This is a genomic window from Dyadobacter sp. CY327 (genome assembly GCF_021390415.1).
GTDB classification, from domain to species: domain Bacteria; phylum Bacteroidota; class Bacteroidia; order Cytophagales; family Spirosomataceae; genus Dyadobacter; species Dyadobacter chenhuakuii.
Genome location: NZ_JAJUXJ010000001.1, coordinates 627,979 through 646,375 on the forward strand (window position 1 = coordinate 627,979; position 18,397 = coordinate 646,375).

14 protein-coding genes are annotated in these 18,397 nt (G+C 46.8%); 4 read left to right on the top strand and 10 right to left on the bottom strand.

The annotated features are described in order from the left end of the window. Nucleotides 1-42 precede the first annotated feature (42 nt). The 3 genes from LZG74_RS02675 to LZG74_RS02685 are packed head-to-tail and all read left to right on the top strand — an operon-like array spanning nucleotide 43 to nucleotide 3,057. Nucleotides 43-1,488: an APC family permease gene (locus LZG74_RS02675; RefSeq protein WP_233795098.1), complete on the top strand. Its 1,446-nt coding sequence runs from the start codon at nucleotides 43-45 to the stop codon at nucleotides 1,486-1,488. Nucleotides 1,489-1,507: 19 nt separating this feature from the next. Next, a complete protein-coding gene (locus LZG74_RS02680) occupies nucleotides 1,508-2,236 on the top strand; it encodes a hypothetical protein (RefSeq protein WP_233795099.1) in 729 nt (242 codons plus the stop codon). A gap of 17 nt (nucleotides 2,237-2,253) precedes the next feature. Continuing rightward, on the top strand, nucleotides 2,254-3,057 hold the full coding sequence (locus tag LZG74_RS02685; RefSeq protein WP_233795100.1) for a M20/M25/M40 family metallo-hydrolase: 804 nt from the start codon (nucleotides 2,254-2,256) through the stop codon (nucleotides 3,055-3,057). A 78-nt stretch (nucleotides 3,058-3,135) separates the two neighbouring features. Here LZG74_RS02685 and LZG74_RS02690 read toward each other — a convergent pair whose 3' ends face one another. The 3 genes from LZG74_RS02690 to LZG74_RS02700 are packed head-to-tail and all read right to left on the bottom strand — an operon-like array spanning nucleotide 3,136 to nucleotide 4,235. Further along, entirely contained in the window at nucleotides 3,136-3,579 is a 444-nt protein-coding gene (locus LZG74_RS02690) for a hypothetical protein (RefSeq protein WP_233795101.1), read from the bottom strand. A 39-nt stretch (nucleotides 3,580-3,618) separates the two neighbouring features. Continuing rightward, nucleotides 3,619-3,777, bottom strand: a complete 159-nt coding sequence (locus tag LZG74_RS02695) for a hypothetical protein (protein ID WP_233795102.1) — start codon at nucleotides 3,775-3,777, stop codon at nucleotides 3,619-3,621. After that, nucleotides 3,759-4,235 (bottom strand): DUF6934 family protein, encoded by a 477-nt coding sequence (locus LZG74_RS02700; protein WP_233795103.1) that lies wholly within the window; start codon nucleotides 4,233-4,235, stop codon nucleotides 3,759-3,761. The genes LZG74_RS02695 and LZG74_RS02700 overlap by 19 nt, the downstream gene beginning before the upstream one ends. A 299-nt stretch (nucleotides 4,236-4,534) precedes the next feature. Here LZG74_RS02700 and LZG74_RS02705 point away from each other — a divergent pair, with 299 nt between their 5' ends. Then, on the top strand, nucleotides 4,535-4,777 hold the full coding sequence (locus LZG74_RS02705) for a hypothetical protein (protein WP_233795104.1): 243 nt from the start codon (nucleotides 4,535-4,537) through the stop codon (nucleotides 4,775-4,777). Between the two features lie 51 nt (nucleotides 4,778-4,828). Here LZG74_RS02705 and LZG74_RS02710 read toward each other — a convergent pair whose 3' ends face one another. From LZG74_RS02710 to LZG74_RS02740, 7 genes are all read right to left on the bottom strand, one after another. After that, nucleotides 4,829-5,611 carry a DUF1828 domain-containing protein gene (locus LZG74_RS02710; protein WP_233795105.1) on the bottom strand — a complete coding sequence of 261 codons (783 nt, stop codon included), beginning with the start codon at nucleotides 5,609-5,611 and terminating at the stop codon, nucleotides 4,829-4,831. Beyond that, nucleotides 5,608-6,105: a DUF6978 family protein gene (locus tag LZG74_RS02715; RefSeq protein WP_233795106.1), complete on the bottom strand. Its 498-nt coding sequence runs from the start codon at nucleotides 6,103-6,105 to the stop codon at nucleotides 5,608-5,610. Before LZG74_RS02715 ends, LZG74_RS02710 begins: the two co-directional genes overlap by 4 nt. Before the next feature lie 49 nt (nucleotides 6,106-6,154). Then, nucleotides 6,155-7,540 (bottom strand): aminopeptidase P family protein, encoded by a 1,386-nt coding sequence (locus LZG74_RS02720; protein WP_233795107.1) that lies wholly within the window; start codon nucleotides 7,538-7,540, stop codon nucleotides 6,155-6,157. An 84-nt stretch (nucleotides 7,541-7,624) separates the two neighbouring features. Next, complete coding sequence (locus LZG74_RS02725; protein ID WP_233795108.1) at nucleotides 7,625-9,208, bottom strand: RagB/SusD family nutrient uptake outer membrane protein; 1,584 nt, start codon at nucleotides 9,206-9,208, stop codon at nucleotides 7,625-7,627. 23 nt (nucleotides 9,209-9,231) lie between these two features. After that, the gene (locus LZG74_RS02730) at nucleotides 9,232-12,222 is read right to left on the bottom strand and encodes a SusC/RagA family TonB-linked outer membrane protein (protein WP_233795109.1); all 2,991 of its coding nucleotides are present in this window, start codon (nucleotides 12,220-12,222) and stop codon (nucleotides 9,232-9,234) included. 41 nt (nucleotides 12,223-12,263) lie between these two features. Then, nucleotides 12,264-15,794 carry a PVC-type heme-binding CxxCH protein gene (locus LZG74_RS02735; protein WP_233795110.1) on the bottom strand — a complete coding sequence of 1,177 codons (3,531 nt, stop codon included), beginning with the start codon at nucleotides 15,792-15,794 and terminating at the stop codon, nucleotides 12,264-12,266. Nucleotides 15,795-15,878: 84 nt separating this feature from the next. Further along, nucleotides 15,879-18,200 (bottom strand): S9 family peptidase, encoded by a 2,322-nt coding sequence (locus LZG74_RS02740; protein ID WP_233795111.1) that lies wholly within the window; start codon nucleotides 18,198-18,200, stop codon nucleotides 15,879-15,881. Nucleotides 18,201-18,397: the final 197 nt, after the last annotated feature.

The window sequence follows — 18,397 nt, forward strand, 5'->3', positions numbered from 1 at the left end:
TTTAAGAGTTGAAACCTGCCTTATCTAACCCAAAAAACTTTTATGTCAGTAGAATCCGTCCCGGAAAAAACCGCATTTAAACACTCATTAGGTCTCGTAGACGCAACCATGCTCGTTGCCGGCAGTATGATCGGATCGGGAATTTTCATCGTAAGCGCGGACATTACGCGCAACACCGGGAGCGTGGGCTGGCTCATGTTTGTGTGGCTGATCACCGGTTTTATGACGCTTACGGCAGCATTGAGTTACGGCGAATTAAGCGCCATGTTTCCCAAAGCCGGCGGCCAATATATTTACCTCAAAGAAGCCTATAACCCGCTGATTAGCTTCCTGTATGGTTGGAGCTTTTTCACCGTAATCCAAACCGCCACCATTGCCGCCGTTGCCGTGGCTTTTGCCAAATTCACAGCTTATTTATTGCCTCAATTCAGTGAAGACATTGTGGCCGTCGATCTGGGATTTTTACAAATAACACCCGCGCAGTTACTGTCCATTGTCGTCATTGTGCTGTTAACGTTCATCAATACACGCGGCGTCAACAGCGGAAAAATTATCCAGACTACATTCACATTAACGAAGCTTTTGAGCTTATTGGGATTGATCGTTTTCGGCTTACTATTTATGAAACCTGAGATCTGGGCGGCTAACTGGGATTCAGCCACCATGTGGGATATGCATAACATGTGGGATATGCATAAATTGAATGTAGACGGAAGCATTGCCTCCTATACAACGATCGCCGCTTTCGGTGCCATCGCCGCATCCATGGTTGGCTCCATTTTCAGCAGCGATTCCTGGAATAATGTAACTTTCATAGCGGGAGAAATCAAGAATCCGCAGCGTAACATTGGGCTAAGCCTTGCCTTAGGAACCATCATTGTAACAGTGATTTATTTGCTAACCAATGTCATGTACACCGGCGTTTTATCCTTGCAGGAAATCGCAGCTGCTGATAAAGATCGCGTTGCTGTAAGCGCTTCACACGTTATTTTCGGAACATCCGGAACGATCATTATTGCCGTAATGATCATGATTTCAACATTCGGCTGCAACAACGGATTGATCATGTCCGGCGCTCGGGTTTATTATTCGATGGCCAAAGACGGACTGTTTTTCAGCAAAGTAGGACAGCTGAATAAGAATTCTGTTCCTGAATTTGGACTTTGGATTCAATGCGTCATTGCATCGCTCTGGGCGTTGAGTGGGAAATATGGTAACCTGCTGGATATGATCTCGTTTGTGGTGGTTGTGTTTTATATGTTGACTATCGTTGGGATATTTATATTAAGAAAAAAACGTCCTGATGCCGATAGGCCTTACAAAGCATTTGGTTACCCGTTTTTGCCTATCATTTACATTATTATGGGCCTCGCATTCTGCATTTTGCTCATCATTTATAAACCAGAATACACCTGGCCAGGATTGATCATTGTGCTGCTGGGCATTCCGGTTTATTATATGATTGCCAGAAAAGAGATTAAAGCTTAGAATTCTCATATCAGCTCCTATGAAAAAGATCTTTTGTTCATTGCTGTTCTGTCCGGGCCTTCTTTTTGCTCAGGAAGTCGATCAAGCTGCCATTGCCAAAATCCGGAAGGAAGGCATGGAAAATTCCAAAGTGAAAGAAATTGCTCATCAGCTAACAGATGTTTCCGGTCCGCGTCTTACAAATTCTCCCGGCTTCCAGAGAGCCGCGGAATGGTCGGTAAGTGAATTGAAAAAGTGGGGTTTGCAGAACTCGCGCATCGAAGAATGGGGAGAATTTGGAAAAGGTTGGCAGGTCGAAAAAAGCTATCTGGCGATGACTAAGCCATATTATATGCCATTTATAGCCATTCCAAAAGCCTGGACTTCCGGCACGAAAGGGCCCATGACAGGGGAGGTTGTGGTTGTAAATATCCAGAATGAAGAAGACCTCGCAAAATATGCAGATGGAAAGCTAAATGGGAAAATCGTTTTGGTAAAAGGACCCGCCGACACCGACCCGACATTCAAGCCCGATGCATTGCGTTATACAACGGAGGATCTGGACAAAATGACCAATTCGCAGCCATTCGGCCAAAGCAACTTCACCCCCGAGCAAGCCGAGCGGATGCGCACCATGCGCAGCTTCCGCAGCCGGGTAGACAGCACCATGAAAGCCCAAAATATTAGCCTAGAACTCGCAGGGAGATCAGGAAAGCACGGCACATTTTTCACCAGCAACGGCGCATCCTACAAAGCGATGCACCATTAGCCCGCCCGGCATTTGAAATGGCGCCCGAGCACGCAGGACTAGTCGCCCGATTGATAGAAAGCGGCATTCCCGTAACATTAGAAGCCGAATCACAAACCTCATTTTTCGACAAAAAACTCACAACCGGCAATGTAATCGCCGAAATTCCCGGCACCGATCCTAAACTGAAAGACGAAGTGGTGATGCTCGGCGGTCACCTGGATTCATGGCATTCAGCGACTGGCGCGACGGACAATGCCGCTGGTTGCACGGTCATGCTTGAAGCGGTGCGGATTTTGCAAGCATCCGGCCTGAAACTCAAAAGAACCATTCGCATTGCGCTTTGGTCGGGTGAGGAGCAGGGGTTGCATGGCTCACGTGCTTATGTCAAAAACACGTTTGGTGATCCGCAAACAATGAAATTGCTGCCGGCGCATGCGAAACTTTCCGCTTATTATAACATTGATAATGGCACAGGACGCATCCGCGGCATTTATTTGCAGGGAAACGAAGGCCCGCGTGCGCTTTTTGAAAAATGGTTTGCGCCATTTACTGACATTGTAGACCATCCTACGATCACTTCCAGAAACACGGGAGGAACCGATCACCTTGCGTTTGATGTGTTGGGATTGCCTGGTTTCCAGTTCATTCAAGATGGAATCGAGTACGGAACCCGCACGCACCACACGAATGCAGACACTTATGAGCGGCTGGTTATGGACGATCTGAAACAAATGGCGGTCGTCGTTGCGAGCTTCGTTTACAACACAGCCCAACTCGATCAAAAAATCCCAAGAAAAGAGCTCCCTAAGCCCAAAACCGCAGCTGAAGTAAGAAAATAACCCTTCAAGATTGTACGAATGAAAATTCTGGGTTTTGCTGGACTCACACAGAAGCCACATGGAGAGAAATCGCAGAGTTTACTTCCTTAAAATCTTGTCAATCAGCTTCAAAATCCCATCCCGGTTCTTAGCAGCCTTAATGAATTGCGGCAGCTTCTCAACCATCGTCGTATGCGTCAAAGTCTGTCTTTCTCTCAATTTCGAAGCAACATAACTCCGTATATCCCCAAGATGCTCCCGATTACAAGCCCAAAGCACATCACCCTTAAACTCACCTTGCAGCCATAAGGGAAGATTGAAAACCGGATCGCAAACGGAAGCATTCTGATAAGTTTTTCCAGAGACTTCTTGCTCCGTATGGCTGCAGTTGCTGCAAACTAATTTTCTAATGATTTCTGTTCCGTTCTTTTGGTTAATGACTAGCGCTTCTTTACTGCACTTAGGACATTCCACTGAGAAGTGGGTCATGTAGGCGTAGAGACGCGTAGGCGGGCCGGAGTAGCGGTGGGTTTGGGTGGGCATTGTTGTGATCGATCATTCACCAGCTCTACTTGATAAATGTTATTTCAACTTATCAAGATCAGGCAATCCAGATTTAGCTAAGATCTCATTCATTTTTTTTAATTTCTCTGGAAAATATTCTTTGCCTCTAAGCTTATTTAGGCTCTTGTCAACAATAATATTTGAAGTTTTTGATTCTTTTAGATCTTTTGTCTCCATGATGTGTGCACGTTTTCTTTTTTAGTTATTAAAAATGCCTTGTATTCTTTTCCGACTCTAAATTTCTCCCAGTCTTCATCGAGGCTATACCCAAATATAACGAAATCCTTCAAGATTTCGCGCAGATTATTAGTGATGCCCATTCGATATAGTCGCGTCCGAGCAGGTGTACTTCCAGTCGCCCCAATCCAGGCATTCGGGAATTTGTCTGTGAAAGCGTACAAAGTTGAAGCAACTGTTGCCAATATTTTTTTGCTATCACCATTATTGGTGACTGCAAGATCATTCACCTGATCAGTAGTCGAATCATAGTCTCCGAATCCTAAATTGTAAACATTCTCAATCTCAGTAATAGAATAAGTGGCACTTTTTTTCACAAGACCCTTGGGCCCTTCACTGGTAAAACGATATACTAGCAATGACTCTTCTGTAAGAGTCAGGTATTTTGCATGATTCATTAATAGTGTGTTTCTTTTTTGCAAAGCTAAGAATTACAATGAATATTCCTTGAAGTTGTATTCACTTTTGCTTTTTCCATCAAACCCAGTAAGTTTACAGCGTCCAAGTTTTCCCAGGCAATGTTGTCGCCAAATCATTTTGACGGCATTATTTTGCTTCGATATCGTATTGCGCGCCATACATAAAGTACGGTGTCGTAACTACCGTAATGGTTTGAACACCATTAGCCTGGGAAGGTTTGGACAACGGCAAGTGCGGCACCGTGTTTTGCTTCACAAAATGTCCAAATCATCCAAAAATGCACACATCAAAAATCCAAGAATCCCGCCAAAGCGCAGCCGAGGAGTTGCTGAGCAACTATCTAAATCAAGATGTCGACCTGATCGAAATCGAACGGATGCACAACGAAATGCTCCGACATTATCTCCGCCCAACTGATGAATGGAATCTTAGTCGTAAATATGCGCTGCTGGCGTTGGATACGAGTGAGGTGCTTACGCGTTTGTTGAAGGAAATTGGGGATTATGGGAAGAGGAATTAGTTAAAAGCCTGTCGCTGCTCGTATGGCAGCGGCAGGCTTTTAAAAAATGATTCAAGCGACAAGTTTTATAGTATTTTCCGGATGGTTACGCTCGCTCCATATAATGTAGTTTGCACTTTTAGCGCGAAATGCATCTAGAAATTCTGTTTTGACTGTTTTCTCCTCATCATTGATCAATGCAATCGCTACGACATCTTTCTTGCTAACCTTCTCCCGCACAGGTCTGATGTCATCCCAACTGAACAAAAAACTGCTGAGAGACTGCTTATTAATTGTATTGAAGGACTTGATAACGATTTCACGGTTTTTTCCTGCAATTTGAAAATCAAACATAAACTCCAATCCGGTAGACCCTTTGGAGATGAAATCCGGAGTGTAGATGACGTTTTGTTCTTCCAAATATGCCCTCACATCTTCTTTGAAAATTGACGTCACGTTAGACTTTGATAAAACATAGAGATCATTCAACTCCATTATAGCGGAAAGGAAATTGTGCTTCTTCTGAGCAAAGTTTTTTTCAGTCGTCTCTGTTACCAACTCATCGTTCTGCAATTGAATGCCATAATTTAAAAGAATGCGCTCAGCCAGATTCTTTCTTTCTCCTGTCCGACTAATGGGAGACCCGACTAATTCAAGATTTTGAAATGTCTCTCCATTATCAGACAATGTTATTTTATCATTTTTTCTCTGCGCATACATTTCAATTGTATCATTAAAAAGCCCGATAAAAGGTGTTTGAATTGATACCCATTCACTTTTCGCATCAGGAATTACGACCGTTTTGTTTTTTAGCCAGGTGTAGTAATCGTCAATTAGTGTATTTACCCAATTCATAATAGCGAGTTCTGAATGTAAAATGGTGTGATGATATTAATCTCACGAGCAAACGCGTTTATCGCCTTGCTAAGGTCGTCAGAATTTTCAATCGTTAAGACAGGAAAATTGTAAGCAGCGAGCGGCACAGCCCATGCAAGATCCTTAAAGCCGAACACATAAATGTGGATATGCGGTTCATTTACAAAGAAGTAACCCGTATATGGCCTGACAAATTCTGGAACATCATCTGTAATGTTTTCCGGGTTTTTATGACCTCCCTTGTAATCTATTCTTATCAACCCCTCTCGTAAATTATGTTCCTGGTGATGAAGAGAAATCTTGAAGGTAATTTTTCGGTGCGAGGTTATTTCAAATAAAAATTCGAATTCCGGTTCGTCATGATTACTCAGTATAAATCTGCTCTTTTCATCGAGCATGCTGATGGTCTGCGTGCCACCTTCTATTGCTTTTGGTAGTTTGATCAGCCTCTTAGCCAATTCATTTGATAGCATAATGTGTGTGATAAATATTCAACAATTGTAACAGTAATTAACGTTAACCTTACCCCCGCAAAGCCTCAATCCCCCCAATATCCTTCACCAATTCCTTCCCCAACACCCGATTCCCGTCCTCCGTAATCACCAAATTATCCTCCACCCGAATCCCCGTAAAATCTCTAAACTGCTCCAACCTCCCATAGTCAATAAACTGCGAAAGCTTATTCTCAGCTTTCCAGCGATCAATTAAAGTTGGAATAAAGTAAAGCCCGGGCTCGACGGTAATTACAAAACCCGGTTCCAGGGCGCGGCCTAGGCGGAGGGATTTCCAGCCGAAGGTGGTGCCTTTGATGAGGTCTTCGGTGTAGCCTACGTATTGTTCGCCGAGGTTTTCCATGTCGTGGACGTCGAGGCCCATCATGTGGCCGAGGCCGCATTGGAAGAAGAGTGTGTGGACGTCGTTGGCAAGGGCTTCTTGCGGGTCGCCCTTGATGATGCCTACTGATTTCAGGCCTTCCAGCAATTTGGTGGATGCTAATGCGTGGACGTCTTTGAACAAAACGCCTGGTTTGCAGGCTTCAATTGCCGAAACCTGTGCATTGAGCACGATTTCGTACATTTCTTTTTGAATGCTGCTGAATTGCTTTCCCGCCGGAATGGTGCGGGTAAGGTCGCCGCAGTAATGCATGGCGGTTTCGGCACCGGCGTCGCATAATGCCATTTGGCCGTCGTTGATAATGCGGTCGCGTGCGTGTGTGTGCAGTGTTTCTCCGTTCACGGTCAGGATGATCGGGTAGGAGATGTCGCCGCCTTGGGAGATGGCTATGCTTTGCAATTTTCCTGCAATGGCTTTTTCAGTCATGCCCGGGCGCGTGGTGCGGATGAATTCCAGGTGCATGTCAATGGACGTGTTGACGGCTTTTTCGATCTCGGCAATTTCTTCGGCCGATTTGTACGAACGCATTGAAACAATGGCTTTGATAAGCTTTACGGAAGCACGTTGCGACGCTTCGGCAGGGGCAATTTGCAGCCATTCCTGCAACTGCAATGTGTGCTCGCCGCGGTAAGGTGGCAGAAAATGCACTTCCTGTTTCCGGTTCTGAACATCACGCAAATAGCCCGAAATCGACGAAAGTGGTTTCACTTGCGTCACGCCAATCTTGGCAGCCTTTTCAACAAGCGGCTCCTGGTAACCGGTCCAGACAATGTCATCGATCGTCAGCTCATCGCCGAATATGATTTCCTGATCATTATCAATGTCTATAACCGCATGAATCGAAGCCGTATCCAGTCCGAAATAATATAGAAAAGTGCTATCCTGGCGAAATGGATAAACATTATCCTTGTAATTCATTCCCGACTCATCATTGCCGAGCAGAAGAATAAGGCCGCTCCCCACTTTCTTTTTTAAAGTCTGGCGGCGTTGTATGTAGGTTTCTTTTGAGAACATGGTCATAATGTTAAACAAAAAAATCCTGCTCACCAACAGTGTCGGGAGCAGGAGCTTATTACCTAACCTTGTTTAAAGTTTTTGTTAATAGCCTGGGTTTTGTTTCAGGTTTGTGTTCTTGTCCAGCTCCGTTTGTGGAATTGGGAACAATGCACGTTGCTGCGCTTGCGGGCGGTGATTGAACCACTTTTTGGTTTCGTATATACCAAACCGTATCAAATCCTGGCGGCGGTGCGCTTCTGCTGCGAATTCCCATCCGAGCTCATCCAAAAAGCGTCCGAATTTCACATCGTCTCCGCCCTGGCGCTCGGTAATGGTGCCGTCCGTGGCCTGGTAACCGTAATTATAGCGACTGCCTTTTGCCAGATCTGCCGCGGTTACGGTTGCTTTTGCAGGGTTGGCTTTGAATGCGCGTTTGCGGACTTCGGTTACGATGGTCGCTGCTTCGGCGGCTTTGCCGGTGCGCAAAAGCGCTTCCGCTTTGATCATCATCACATCTGCATAGCGGAGCAATGGGAAGTCGTTGTCCAGACTGCCGGTTGCATTAGGTTTGATTTTGTATTTTCCAATGCGGTAACCGTCTGTCGAAGCCGTTTTTTCAATGCTGGGGACAGTTTTGGAATATGTGATAACGACTGCGCCGGTGGTTGCGTTCTTTTGCGGACCCATTACCCAGGTGTCGGCGAGGCGGCTGTCTTCGGCGTCGTAAGTGTCGATAAATTGTGGCACGGCGCAGTTTCCGCCCCATGGACCAGCATTCATCGGATACACGGTGCGACTCAATGGGTCGAGCGTTTTCATGTGGATCTGGTTGCCGGTTCCGTAAATTTCATCGTAAGGAATCGCGAAAATGATCTCTTTGGAATTGAAATTGGTCCAGGTGAAAACATCCGAATAATTGGCATCCAGCACATATTTGCCGCTTTTTATCACATCATCAGCCTGCGCACTGGCCTTTTCCCATTCCGGCGTGCCGGTGTAAACCTGCGCGTTCAAATATATTTTTGCCAAAAGCGTTTTTGCACCCCAGCGGTTCAGCTGACCGTACGTTGTCGAAGCATTTTCGCTCAGGTTAGGCATCACTTCAAGCAATTCTTTTACCACAAAATCATACACTTCCTTGCGGGTGTTTTGTTTTGGTAAATTAATGTCCTTGAAATCAGTCACAATCGGCACATTGCCGTGGTTATCGAGCAAAAGATAGTAAGCCAGTGCACGCACAGCTCTTAACTCGGCTTCCACTTCCACTTTGCCCGTTGTCAAAGGAATTTCGCCTTCTGCAATTTGGGACAAAACGCGGTTTGCCGTGGTAATGCTGCGGAATGAGCTTTGCCATGCGTTTTCGGGTTGCCATTGCAGGGAAGTCCAGGTGTGCTGGTGCATCCGGCGATAAGTTCCACCGTCGTCCCAGCCATTTGGGCGAACGGGCGTCACGATAGCGTCGGCTGCTTCTTCCTGCAAGTCAAAATAGCCCTGCCAGCCCAGCATTAACCCGCGAAGGGATGAATAAACCGGCGCTACAATCGCTGGAAGGTCTTTTTCAGTGGGTTGGTAAGTGCTCGATAACACTTCTGAATAAACCTGTTCTTCGAGGTCGGTGCAGGAGTAGAGCGTAGCCGCACCCATTATGGATGCGAGGACGATGTATATTTTACTTTTATTAATCATTGTTTCAAAAAGTTTGCTGTGGATCAGAATGTTACACTAAGGCCTGCTGTGAATGTCCGCGTTGTCGGATATTTGTCGCGCTGGTCACTTCCCGGGGCAAAACCCGTCATGTCTACGCCTTCCGGGTCAACGCCGGTGTAGCCGGTGATCGTCGCCAGGTTAAGGCCGGAAACGAAGATGCGGGCGTTTTTCAAGCCTTTCAGAGTAGGCAGCGTGTAGCCAAATGTGACGTTGTCGATTTTCCAGTAATCACCTTTTTCAATGTAATTGGAAACATAAACAAGCTCATTGTTCAGCACTTTGCCGTCGATCGGATCGTAAGCCGTTTTCAGCATGTTATAAGCCTTGTTTCTTGGGTTGTTATAAAACATGCTCTGAAAGTTCAGAATGTCGAATCCAAAAGCGCCGCGCATGTTTACAGCCAAATCAAAGTTTTTGTAACGAACCGAGTTGTTCCAGCCTACATTGTGTTTTGGAATTCCATTTCCGTAATACTGACGGTCTTCCGGCGTCGCATTGGCGATGGGAATCACTTCGCCGTCTTTGTTTTCAACCAGCCAGGCGCCTTTTTCATCAACACCTACACTTTTCCAAACAAAAAACCGTCCGATCGGCTCGCCCACTTTCACGCGGTGTGTAGAAACCTGGATCGGCTCGCCTGTGTAACCGTCATCGAAAAAGTCGTTAGCAGCTTGGAATTGGTCATTTGAAAGACTTACAAGTTTGTTACGGTTGGTAGAATAGGTGAAGCCGGTGTTCCATTGGAAATTAGCAGTCTGAACAGGCACAATGTTCAAAAGCACTTCCATACCCTCGTTTTTCATGGTTCCTGCGTTGATCAGCATGGAACCGATCAGGTAAGGAGGCACGGGAACAGGGAAATCATAAAGCAGATCTTTCACCTTGCGGCTGTAAAAATCAATCGAACCATTGATCCTGTTTTTTAGAAAACCGAAGTCAACGCCCGCATTCACCTCTTCTTTTTTCTCCCAACGCAGATCCGGGTTGAAGTTACGCGCCGGGATAAATCCTGGAACCCATTTCCCACCAATAAAGGCCCCATCTTCCCGACTGAAATTATAGCTGATCTGTGATAGATAAGGATCACTTGCAATGGTTCCCGTCACACCAATCCCGGCCCTGACCTTAATCTCAGAGACGCCCGGAAGTCCTTCCATAAAGCGCTCCTTGCTGATTCTCCAACCAACCGAAGCGGCAGGAAATGTTCCCCATTGGTTGTTAATCCCAAATCTGGAAGAACCTTCACGACGCACGCTGGCCATGAACAGATATTTTTCATCCATACTATAAGTCAAACGGCCAAAGAAACCGGCAAGCTGCCATTTGTTCTTCGTACTCGACATGCCGGCTTGCCCTTTTTGCAAAGCGCCGCCCGCGCCAAGGTTGTTCCAATCGTAAGCATCTGTCGGAAAATCCCAGTTGCTGGCATCAAATGCCTCGTAAGTTGCGTCCTGCCAGCTGTATCCGCCCAACAATGTAAAGCGATGCTTTCCAAATGATTTGGCATAATTTCCTGTAAGTTCAAGCAGGTTTTCGTTGTTGGCCTGCGTGCCTCTGAATGCGGTTGCATTCTGGTTGCTAAGGCGCGTTGCGGTGTGGTTAAATGTTGTGGAACCGCCTTCAAGGTTGCTATTTTGAACATTAGAAACCAATAATTTGAAATTCAAATCGGCGATCGGCGCATAGTCCAGACTTCCGCTCATCCTCATTTCTTTAAACTTGGCTTCGTAGTTTGATTCGTTTAATAGCGAAACAGGATTTTCGTAAAAATAACCGTCCCTTTCCTGCCATGCGCCCGTTTCTGTGCGCACACGGTCTGTCGGGTTGCGGATCATGGCCTGGCGGTAAGCGTAGCCATAAGCGGCATCATTGTTGGCAGGCGAAACCGCGCCATTGGATGAAGTGATGCGGTTGATGATCTGGATGTTTGTTTTCAATTTGTTGTTAAACATCGCATGGTTCAAGTCGGCGCGGCCGGTGAAGCGACTCTGCCCTGATCTCAAAAAGATCCCTTCCCAGTTTCTGTAATTCACAGATCCTGTAAAATTGGTTGTGCTGTTTCCGCCGAAGAAAGTCAGGTTATGGTTGTGGCTGACGGGATTTTGCATGATCTCGTCGAGCCAGTCGGTGTTGCCGCCGTAATCTGTGTAGTCAATGCCTTCGCCGATTTTTTGACGGTAATCATCGCCAGTCAGCAGTTTTGGCCTGCGCGCAATGGTCTGAATGTTCACGTAATTGGAATATTCCACCGTCGAGCGCGTGTTGTTGCCGCGGTTCTTGCGGGTTGTGATCAGGATTACACCGCCGGTTGCGCGTGTTCCGTAAATCGCAGCCGCAGATCCATCTTTCAAAACGTCCACAGATTCAATGTCTTCGGGCGCAACCGTGTTCAGACCGCCGGGAATTCCGTCGATTAAAATCAATGGGTTTGAAGTTCCGTTGATTGAGTTGATTCCTCTCAGGTTGATCTGCGTGTTGGAAGTTGGCGAGCCGCTCGGCGTTGTAATGCGCAAGCCAGCCACTTTTCCCTGGATCAATTGCGCAGCATCGCGAACCGTTCCTTTGATAAAATCCTCGCGCTTAATGCTCGCAACCGAACTCGTAATGTCGCCCTTTTTCTGTGTTCCGTAACCGATCACGACCACTTCCGTAAGCTGCTTCTGGTCCGACGCCATTTCAATGTTGAAATCGTTTTGGGTGCCCACCACAAATTCCTGGCTTGTGTAACCAATGTAGCTCAAAATCAGCGTTGCATCCTCCGGAACGGTCATTTTGAATTTTCCTTCGGCATCCGTTGCAGTTCCTATCGTATTATTTCCCTTTACAATAATGGTCACACCCGGCAACGGATTTTTGTCTTCCGCTGAAACCACTTTTCCGGTAATCTGGCGATCGGCTGCCTGTGCCTGGGCCGGTAGGACTAGCAGCATCGCTACGCTGCAAAGCAGGTAACAGGCCACTTCCTGAATAAGTCTGGATAATTGTTTATTCATGTGTCAAAAGTTAGATGGTGATAAGATTTTAGTTCGCTGGGTTATTTCGCTTCTTTATTAGATGTGTTCAATTCGACTTTCATGATCCCATTCATAATCCGCCAGTGGCCTGGCACAGTGCACAGGAAAGGATAGTCGCCGGGTTTTTCGGGGGCAATAAAAACAAGCGTGGTGCTTCCTTCCGGGCTGATCAATTCAGTCGAATGAAGGATTTCGGGCATTTTTGGAATGTAATTCAGTTCAATGGCATTGCTTTCGCGCGCCAGCAGATCCGCAGCGGAGCCCACTTTTTCCAGACTTCCCGGAGCAGCAATAAGCAGGTTATGCTGCATAAAATCAGGATTAGTAAAGCGTATCGAGACTTTTTGGCCCGGTCTTACGGTAAATGTCTTTTTATCAAATTTCATTTCATGCTCAATCACTTTCAGGTTGATCGTCACCGGCGTTCCTTTGCCTTTTCCTATTGCTTCCGGCTTGCTAACCGGCGCTGCTGCGGCCACTTTTTTCTCTGATTTATCTTTTGAAACCTGGTTCAGCTGCATTGTGCTTTTCACATCCAGCCAGCCTCTTAGCCTGAAATTTTCAGGATAATCGCCCACCCGGTTTTCGTCGCGCAAGTCGCGGCCGAGGCGGATGTCGTCGGGGTTGAATGGTTTGGTGAAAAGCGATGCTGCTTTGCCCTTAATGGGTGTTTCGTCTTCAATGGCCAATGTCATTTCACCGCCTTCGGACAATGTTGCAACGACATTGAGGCGTTCGGCAGGCAATGTCTGGTTGGAATGAATGTCATAAGCTTTGCCGTCCTGCTTGATCAGCCAATGCAATCTTCCCTCATTCATATAAAGACTATAACCGTTCTCCTTGTTGCCTTGCGAAGCAACCACGCCCGATAATGCTTCGTCGGCTTTGGTAATAATGGCTTTAATGGTGATTTCTTTGTTGGTAATGTCCGGCGGGAAAATCGGTGGGGACCAGAGATTGAGCACATAAGTTTCCTGCACCAATCCGCGCTCAATGCGGGCGGTTAATGTGGAATCTTTCAGCTTTGCAGCTGCATTTTTAAAACCTGCTTCATGCTTAATGACACCTGAGAAAATGGCCTGCTGCAAATATTCATCCGCCGCATTTTCCGAATCCTGACCGGCCAGATAAAGCATTTTCCCAATTTCCTCGGAAGCCGGCAAATCCGTTAATGCTTGAATCGCGGCAAGTCGCACTTTCAGATCCGGATCGTTCAAAGAATTCGTCCATTTCAATGCAGAAAGCGTTTTATCATTTCTTGGCAAAAGCTTCACTGCATTCTTGCGAACGCCCGCAGCCGGATGCCGCACCGCACGAACCAGCGTGTGATATGCCTCTTCATTGGAACCATCCAGCGCACCCAATCCCTGCAATGTCCAGAGCGCATGCACGGCAGGACTGTTCAACCCAATTTCATCAACAGATTGGTCATTAACCAGCTTAATCAGCTCAGGAACCAATGTTTTGTGCTGCGCTTCCACAATCAATCTTTGCGCCGTGGTGCGCCAGAACATGTTGTCATTTTTCAATGCAGCCAAAAGTCCGGCGGGATCATTTTTATCTAGTTTTACCGGTTGATAAGGTTTTGCATTTTTATAAACGACCCTGTATATACGTCCGTGCTTATTATCACGCAGCGGGTTGATGTATGCATTGCCTTTTCCATTTTCAAAACCACGCGGCGTGGGATTATGCTGAATGATGAAACTATACCAATCCGCAACCCAAACGGCGCCATCCGGCCCCACTTCCGCATGAACCGGCGAGAACCATTCGTCCGAGCTCGCCAGCAAATTGAAGCCATTTTTCTCTTTATAACCTGCGCCATTCGGTTTCAGCATGGCCTGATAAAGCAAGCGGCCCGTTGGTTCACAAACAAATGCCGTTGCATTCCAATATTGTTTTGGGAAATTTCTGGCTGTGTAAAGATTATGACCAGCCGCCGCCGTGAAGCCGCCGTGAAAGTCCACCTGGCGCAATGCAGGCGTCATATAGTTCATATCATAATGCGAATCGAGCTTGTAAACCGTGTTGCCCGAGCCATCCGCGACGGAGCGTTTTACATATTCCAATGGCATCGCGAAATGTCCGCTGTAATTGCCGTTGGCTGTGGAAATAAACACTTCAAAATCTTCCGAAAACCCCAATCCCCAGGTGTTATTCGACGTCCGGCCAATGTATTCCAGGTTTTTGCCATCCACATCAAATGTATAAATGCCCTGACTGAAATTCACCGGCTTGTCATTCACCGTCCCGCGATAACCCGCATAACCCAGCACGCCCCAGATCTTGTTATCGAGGCCATATTTCAAATTGGAGGGCCCGGCGTGCGTATCGCTTTTGCCCCAGCCGCTGATGATGTTTTCGCGAATGTCCGCTTTGTCGTCGCCGTTGGTGTCTTTGAGGAAAATGAAATGTGGGGCTTGGGCTACGATCACGCCGCCGTTTGCAAATGTAATGCTGGTCGGAATGTTCAGGCCGTCTGCAAAAACGGTAAACTTATCGGCCTTGCCGTCGCCGTTGGTGTCTTCGCAAATCTTGATCCGGTCCTTTCCGGTTCCATCTTCCGTTCTGATCTCGTTGGGGTAATCTTCCGTTTCAATGATCCATAAGCGACCTTTTTCGTCCCAGGCCATCGCGATGGGTTTCACAATGTCGGGCTCGGAAGCGAATAACTGTAAATCAAAATTAACCGGAACCTGGATCAGTTTTGCCGATTCAGCAGGTGAAAGCGGAAGCTGGAATTTGGGGGCCGGATCGCGTTTTTCGTAGTTAGGAACGTCGGCGTCTTTGAATTCGGGCGTCGGCAGTTTCAGGCTCGCATAGGCGGCTTTTGCATCATCATTTACGGCCCATAACACACCGTTCAGCACCAGATCGTGAAATCCTTTTTGCTTCCAGGTGCGCTCGTCGTGGCCATATGCGGTGTAAAACACGCGGCCTTTTCCCTGCGTCCGCACCCAGGTCCAAGGCTCGCGATGCGTCCCTTCTACACGTTCCTGCAATATGTTAATGTCCGGATTGATTTTCGCATGGACATAAGTTTCATCCCAGGTTTCAAACTCCTTCAAACCCGCCATCACCGGATGGTTTGGCTGCGTGATCGGCGCTGTGAATGTGCCATATTTATGCGTGCTGAACTGCGCACCGACGGTTTTGATATACCAATCAGAATTTTGAAAACAAAAAGAGGCCGCATGCAAAGGGATCAATGCTTTCCCGCCTTCCACAAAATATTTCATCGCAGTTTCCTGCGCAGGGGAGATCACATTATGATTTGCATAGATCATTAAGCCATCATATTTTGCCAGGTTCTCTGCATTCAAAACATTCAAATCCGAAGTATAAGTCAGGTTAATGCCTTTTTGGAACAACGGATGTGCTAGCATCGGGAAGAATTTTTCCGAATAATGGTGCTTGCTGTCATAACCCAGAAAAAGGATTTCAATGCGCCGCCCTTCGCTGGACTTTACTTGAACGGCCGTTCCAGATTTCCGTGTACAGCTGTTGATGAAGATGAAGCAGGCTAGTAAAAGCAGTAATTTTTTCATTATAAAAGGGCAAAGGTTTCCTGTTTGGATTATTGCAATTTTTGCAATCCATTACACCGTTTCCGGGCTGACGTCTGTTATGTGTTACTGTGGCGTTAGGTCTGTTTTATTCCTGCTCGGAGGCGTTACCCCCAATAATTTGTTTACAAAAAAGTCCCTCTTTTTCCTTCTTCCGTAAGTCCCGCCGTCGCTGTGGCCCATGCCCGGCACCACCAGCAATTCAAAATCTTTATTGGCTTTTATTAATGCATCTGCAACCCGGTAAGTCGATTCCGGCGGCACATTGGTGTCCGCTTCACCGACGATCAGCAGCAAGTCGCCCTGCAATTTGGCGGCATTGGTAATGTTGGATTGTTCGTCGTAATGCTTGCCAACCGGGTAACCCATCCATTGCTCATTCCACCATTGCTTGTCCACGCGGTTATCGTGACAGCCGCATGCCGAAACCGCAGCATCATAAAAACTGGGGTGGAAAAGCAATGCACCAAGCGAATTCTGGCCACCCGCAGATGTGCCGTAAACGCCCACGCGAGACGAATCTACGTAAGCATATTGGGCCGCCAATGCCTTCATCCAGGCGATCCGGTCAGGAAAACCGGCGTCTGCCAGATTTTTCCAGCACATATCGTGGAATGCTTTCGAGCGGTTGGCTGTGCCCATGCCGTCCATTTGCACGACGATAAATCCAAGCTCGGCAAGGCTCTGCATTTCACCATAATAACGGAATGCTTTGGGCACGAACGAATCTTGCGGACCCGCATAAATGTTTTCGATGATCGGATATTTCTTCGTCGGATCGAACTTGCTCGGACGATACACAATGCCCCAGATATCGGTTTGGCCATCTCGTCCTTTTGCCTTAAAAATCTCCGGTAACTTAAAGCCCAGCGACAGATATTGCGAAACGTCGGCCTCTTCCAATTTGGTAACCAATGAGCCGTCCGCCGTTTTCCGCAGCTCGGAAACCGGCGGGCTCATCATCGTTGAGTAAGTGTCAATGTAATAAGTGCGGTCGGGCGAAAAAGTGAGCTGATGCGTTGCTTTGGCATGATCGGTCAATTTTACGAGGCCGCTGCCGTCGAATTTGATTCTGTAATAATGAATGTGATAAGGATCTTCATCTGCATTCATGCCGCTCGCCCGAAACCACACTTCGCGTTTCTGTGTATCAATGCTGTCAATGTCACGAACCACCCAGTTGCCCTTTGTAATCGGATTTTTGATCTTGCCCGAAAGCTCATCCACCAGATACAAATGCCGCCAGCCGTCTTTTTCCGATGACCAGATAATTTCGTGTTTTTCGGGTTGGTAATGTGTGTAAATCAGGTTTTGGTAAATAAATGTCTCCATTTTTTCATCAATCACATTCCGCGTGTCGCCCGTCGTCGCATCTACATCGATCACCCGGAAACGCTGGTGCCCGCGATCCACTTTTTCGTAAGTAAAATGCGTGTTATCGCCATGTCGCCAGCGAATGACCGGCGCTTCGAAAAAGTCGATAATGTCTGATTTAACTTTGGTAACCTGCTTGTTCTCAACATTCACCACAAACATTTCGTAAGACGTAAATTCATCACCCGGCTGCGCATAACCACGCGTTTTCACCTCGCCCCGCGTCGTGTTTGGCAAGGACGACATAATGATGCTGATCTGCCTTTCTTCATGTGGCGTAATGCGGTAAGCAACAATGTATTTTCCATCCGGAGACCAGCTCAGTTCACCAAAAGGTTTCAGCGGATTTCCCTCGAATGTGAGCTGCTGAGCGTCTTTTTCTTCTTTTTTGGTTAAATAAATATTCCCGTTTCTAATGATAGCGGTCAACTTTTTATCCGGCGAAGTGCTGTCTGCCCGGAATGGTCTCCACCGGCTTCTCGCCCGCGTCCAGCCTATTTCTTTGGGATGTTCGAGGGGCAGTTTTTCAAGCTTTTTTGCGGTTTTTGTTTTGGTATTAAATGCAAACCATTTGCCCGTTGTCTGTACGAAAAGCGTCTGGCTTTTTGGGTCTGAATAAATTTCGCTGATCAGCAACTTTTCAGCCAATAATGTCGAATCCAGTGCTTTCGAAAGTGCGCCTGCAAGTTCTTTTTTATCTAGCGGACTCGTCTTTTTACCCGTTGCGGTATTGACAAAAATGTACTCGGTAAGGCTGTCTTTTAACACATTTCTATACCAAAATGAATGTCCGTCGGGCTGCCAGGTTGGCTGGATCGAGGCTTTCAAAACTGTTCCTTTCGTCACCGAGTCCATGCGCTCCATGTGCTTGTACGAAGCACTGATTTCAGAAGCGTCAGGATGATAAGGTGCCAATGCAGGCTGCTGAGCCATACTTTTATGAGAAAGTAAGGAAAGCAGGGAGCCGGCAAAGACGGTCAGCAGTTGAAGCTTTTGACTGGTAAAATGCGCCATACTAGGAATGATTATCTTCAATTTCGTATGGGTAAAATTACCTTTATGGCAAGCAATAAACTTCGTGGTATTTAGCCCCTTTTTTACCGATATTAACTTATTTCAATGTTAGATTTTGCTTTTGGGTTAAAACAGCAGATTTAATTCGGGATATGTGCAGATGTGTAGAATAAACGACGGTAAGCCCACCGGCTCGC

What these genes read in the sequence shown, in the direction of transcription:
- LZG74_RS02675 (WP_233795098.1), top strand. Translation starts at nt 43, where the DNA reads ATGTCAGTAGAATCCGTCCCGGAAAAAACCGCATTTAAACACTCATTA.
- LZG74_RS02680 (WP_233795099.1), top strand. Translation starts at nt 1,508, where the DNA reads ATGAAAAAGATCTTTTGTTCATTGCTGTTCTGTCCGGGCCTTCTTTTT.
- LZG74_RS02685 (WP_233795100.1), top strand. Translation starts at nt 2,254, where the DNA reads ATGGCGCCCGAGCACGCAGGACTAGTCGCCCGATTGATAGAAAGCGGC.
- LZG74_RS02690 (WP_233795101.1), bottom strand. Translation starts at nt 3,579, where the DNA reads ATGCCCACCCAAACCCACCGCTACTCCGGCCCGCCTACGCGTCTCTAC.
- LZG74_RS02695 (WP_233795102.1), bottom strand. Translation starts at nt 3,777, where the DNA reads ATGGAGACAAAAGATCTAAAAGAATCAAAAACTTCAAATATTATTGTT.
- LZG74_RS02700 (WP_233795103.1), bottom strand. Translation starts at nt 4,235, where the DNA reads ATGAATCATGCAAAATACCTGACTCTTACAGAAGAGTCATTGCTAGTA.
- LZG74_RS02705 (WP_233795104.1), top strand. Translation starts at nt 4,535, where the DNA reads ATGCACACATCAAAAATCCAAGAATCCCGCCAAAGCGCAGCCGAGGAG.
- LZG74_RS02710 (WP_233795105.1), bottom strand. Translation starts at nt 5,611, where the DNA reads ATGAATTGGGTAAATACACTAATTGACGATTACTACACCTGGCTAAAA.
- LZG74_RS02715 (WP_233795106.1), bottom strand. Translation starts at nt 6,105, where the DNA reads ATGCTATCAAATGAATTGGCTAAGAGGCTGATCAAACTACCAAAAGCA.
- LZG74_RS02720 (WP_233795107.1), bottom strand. Translation starts at nt 7,540, where the DNA reads ATGTTCTCAAAAGAAACCTACATACAACGCCGCCAGACTTTAAAAAAG.
- LZG74_RS02725 (WP_233795108.1), bottom strand. Translation starts at nt 9,208, where the DNA reads ATGATTAATAAAAGTAAAATATACATCGTCCTCGCATCCATAATGGGT.
- LZG74_RS02730 (WP_233795109.1), bottom strand. Translation starts at nt 12,222, where the DNA reads ATGAATAAACAATTATCCAGACTTATTCAGGAAGTGGCCTGTTACCTG.
- LZG74_RS02735 (WP_233795110.1), bottom strand. Translation starts at nt 15,794, where the DNA reads ATGAAAAAATTACTGCTTTTACTAGCCTGCTTCATCTTCATCAACAGC.
- LZG74_RS02740 (WP_233795111.1), bottom strand. Translation starts at nt 18,200, where the DNA reads ATGGCGCATTTTACCAGTCAAAAGCTTCAACTGCTGACCGTCTTTGCC.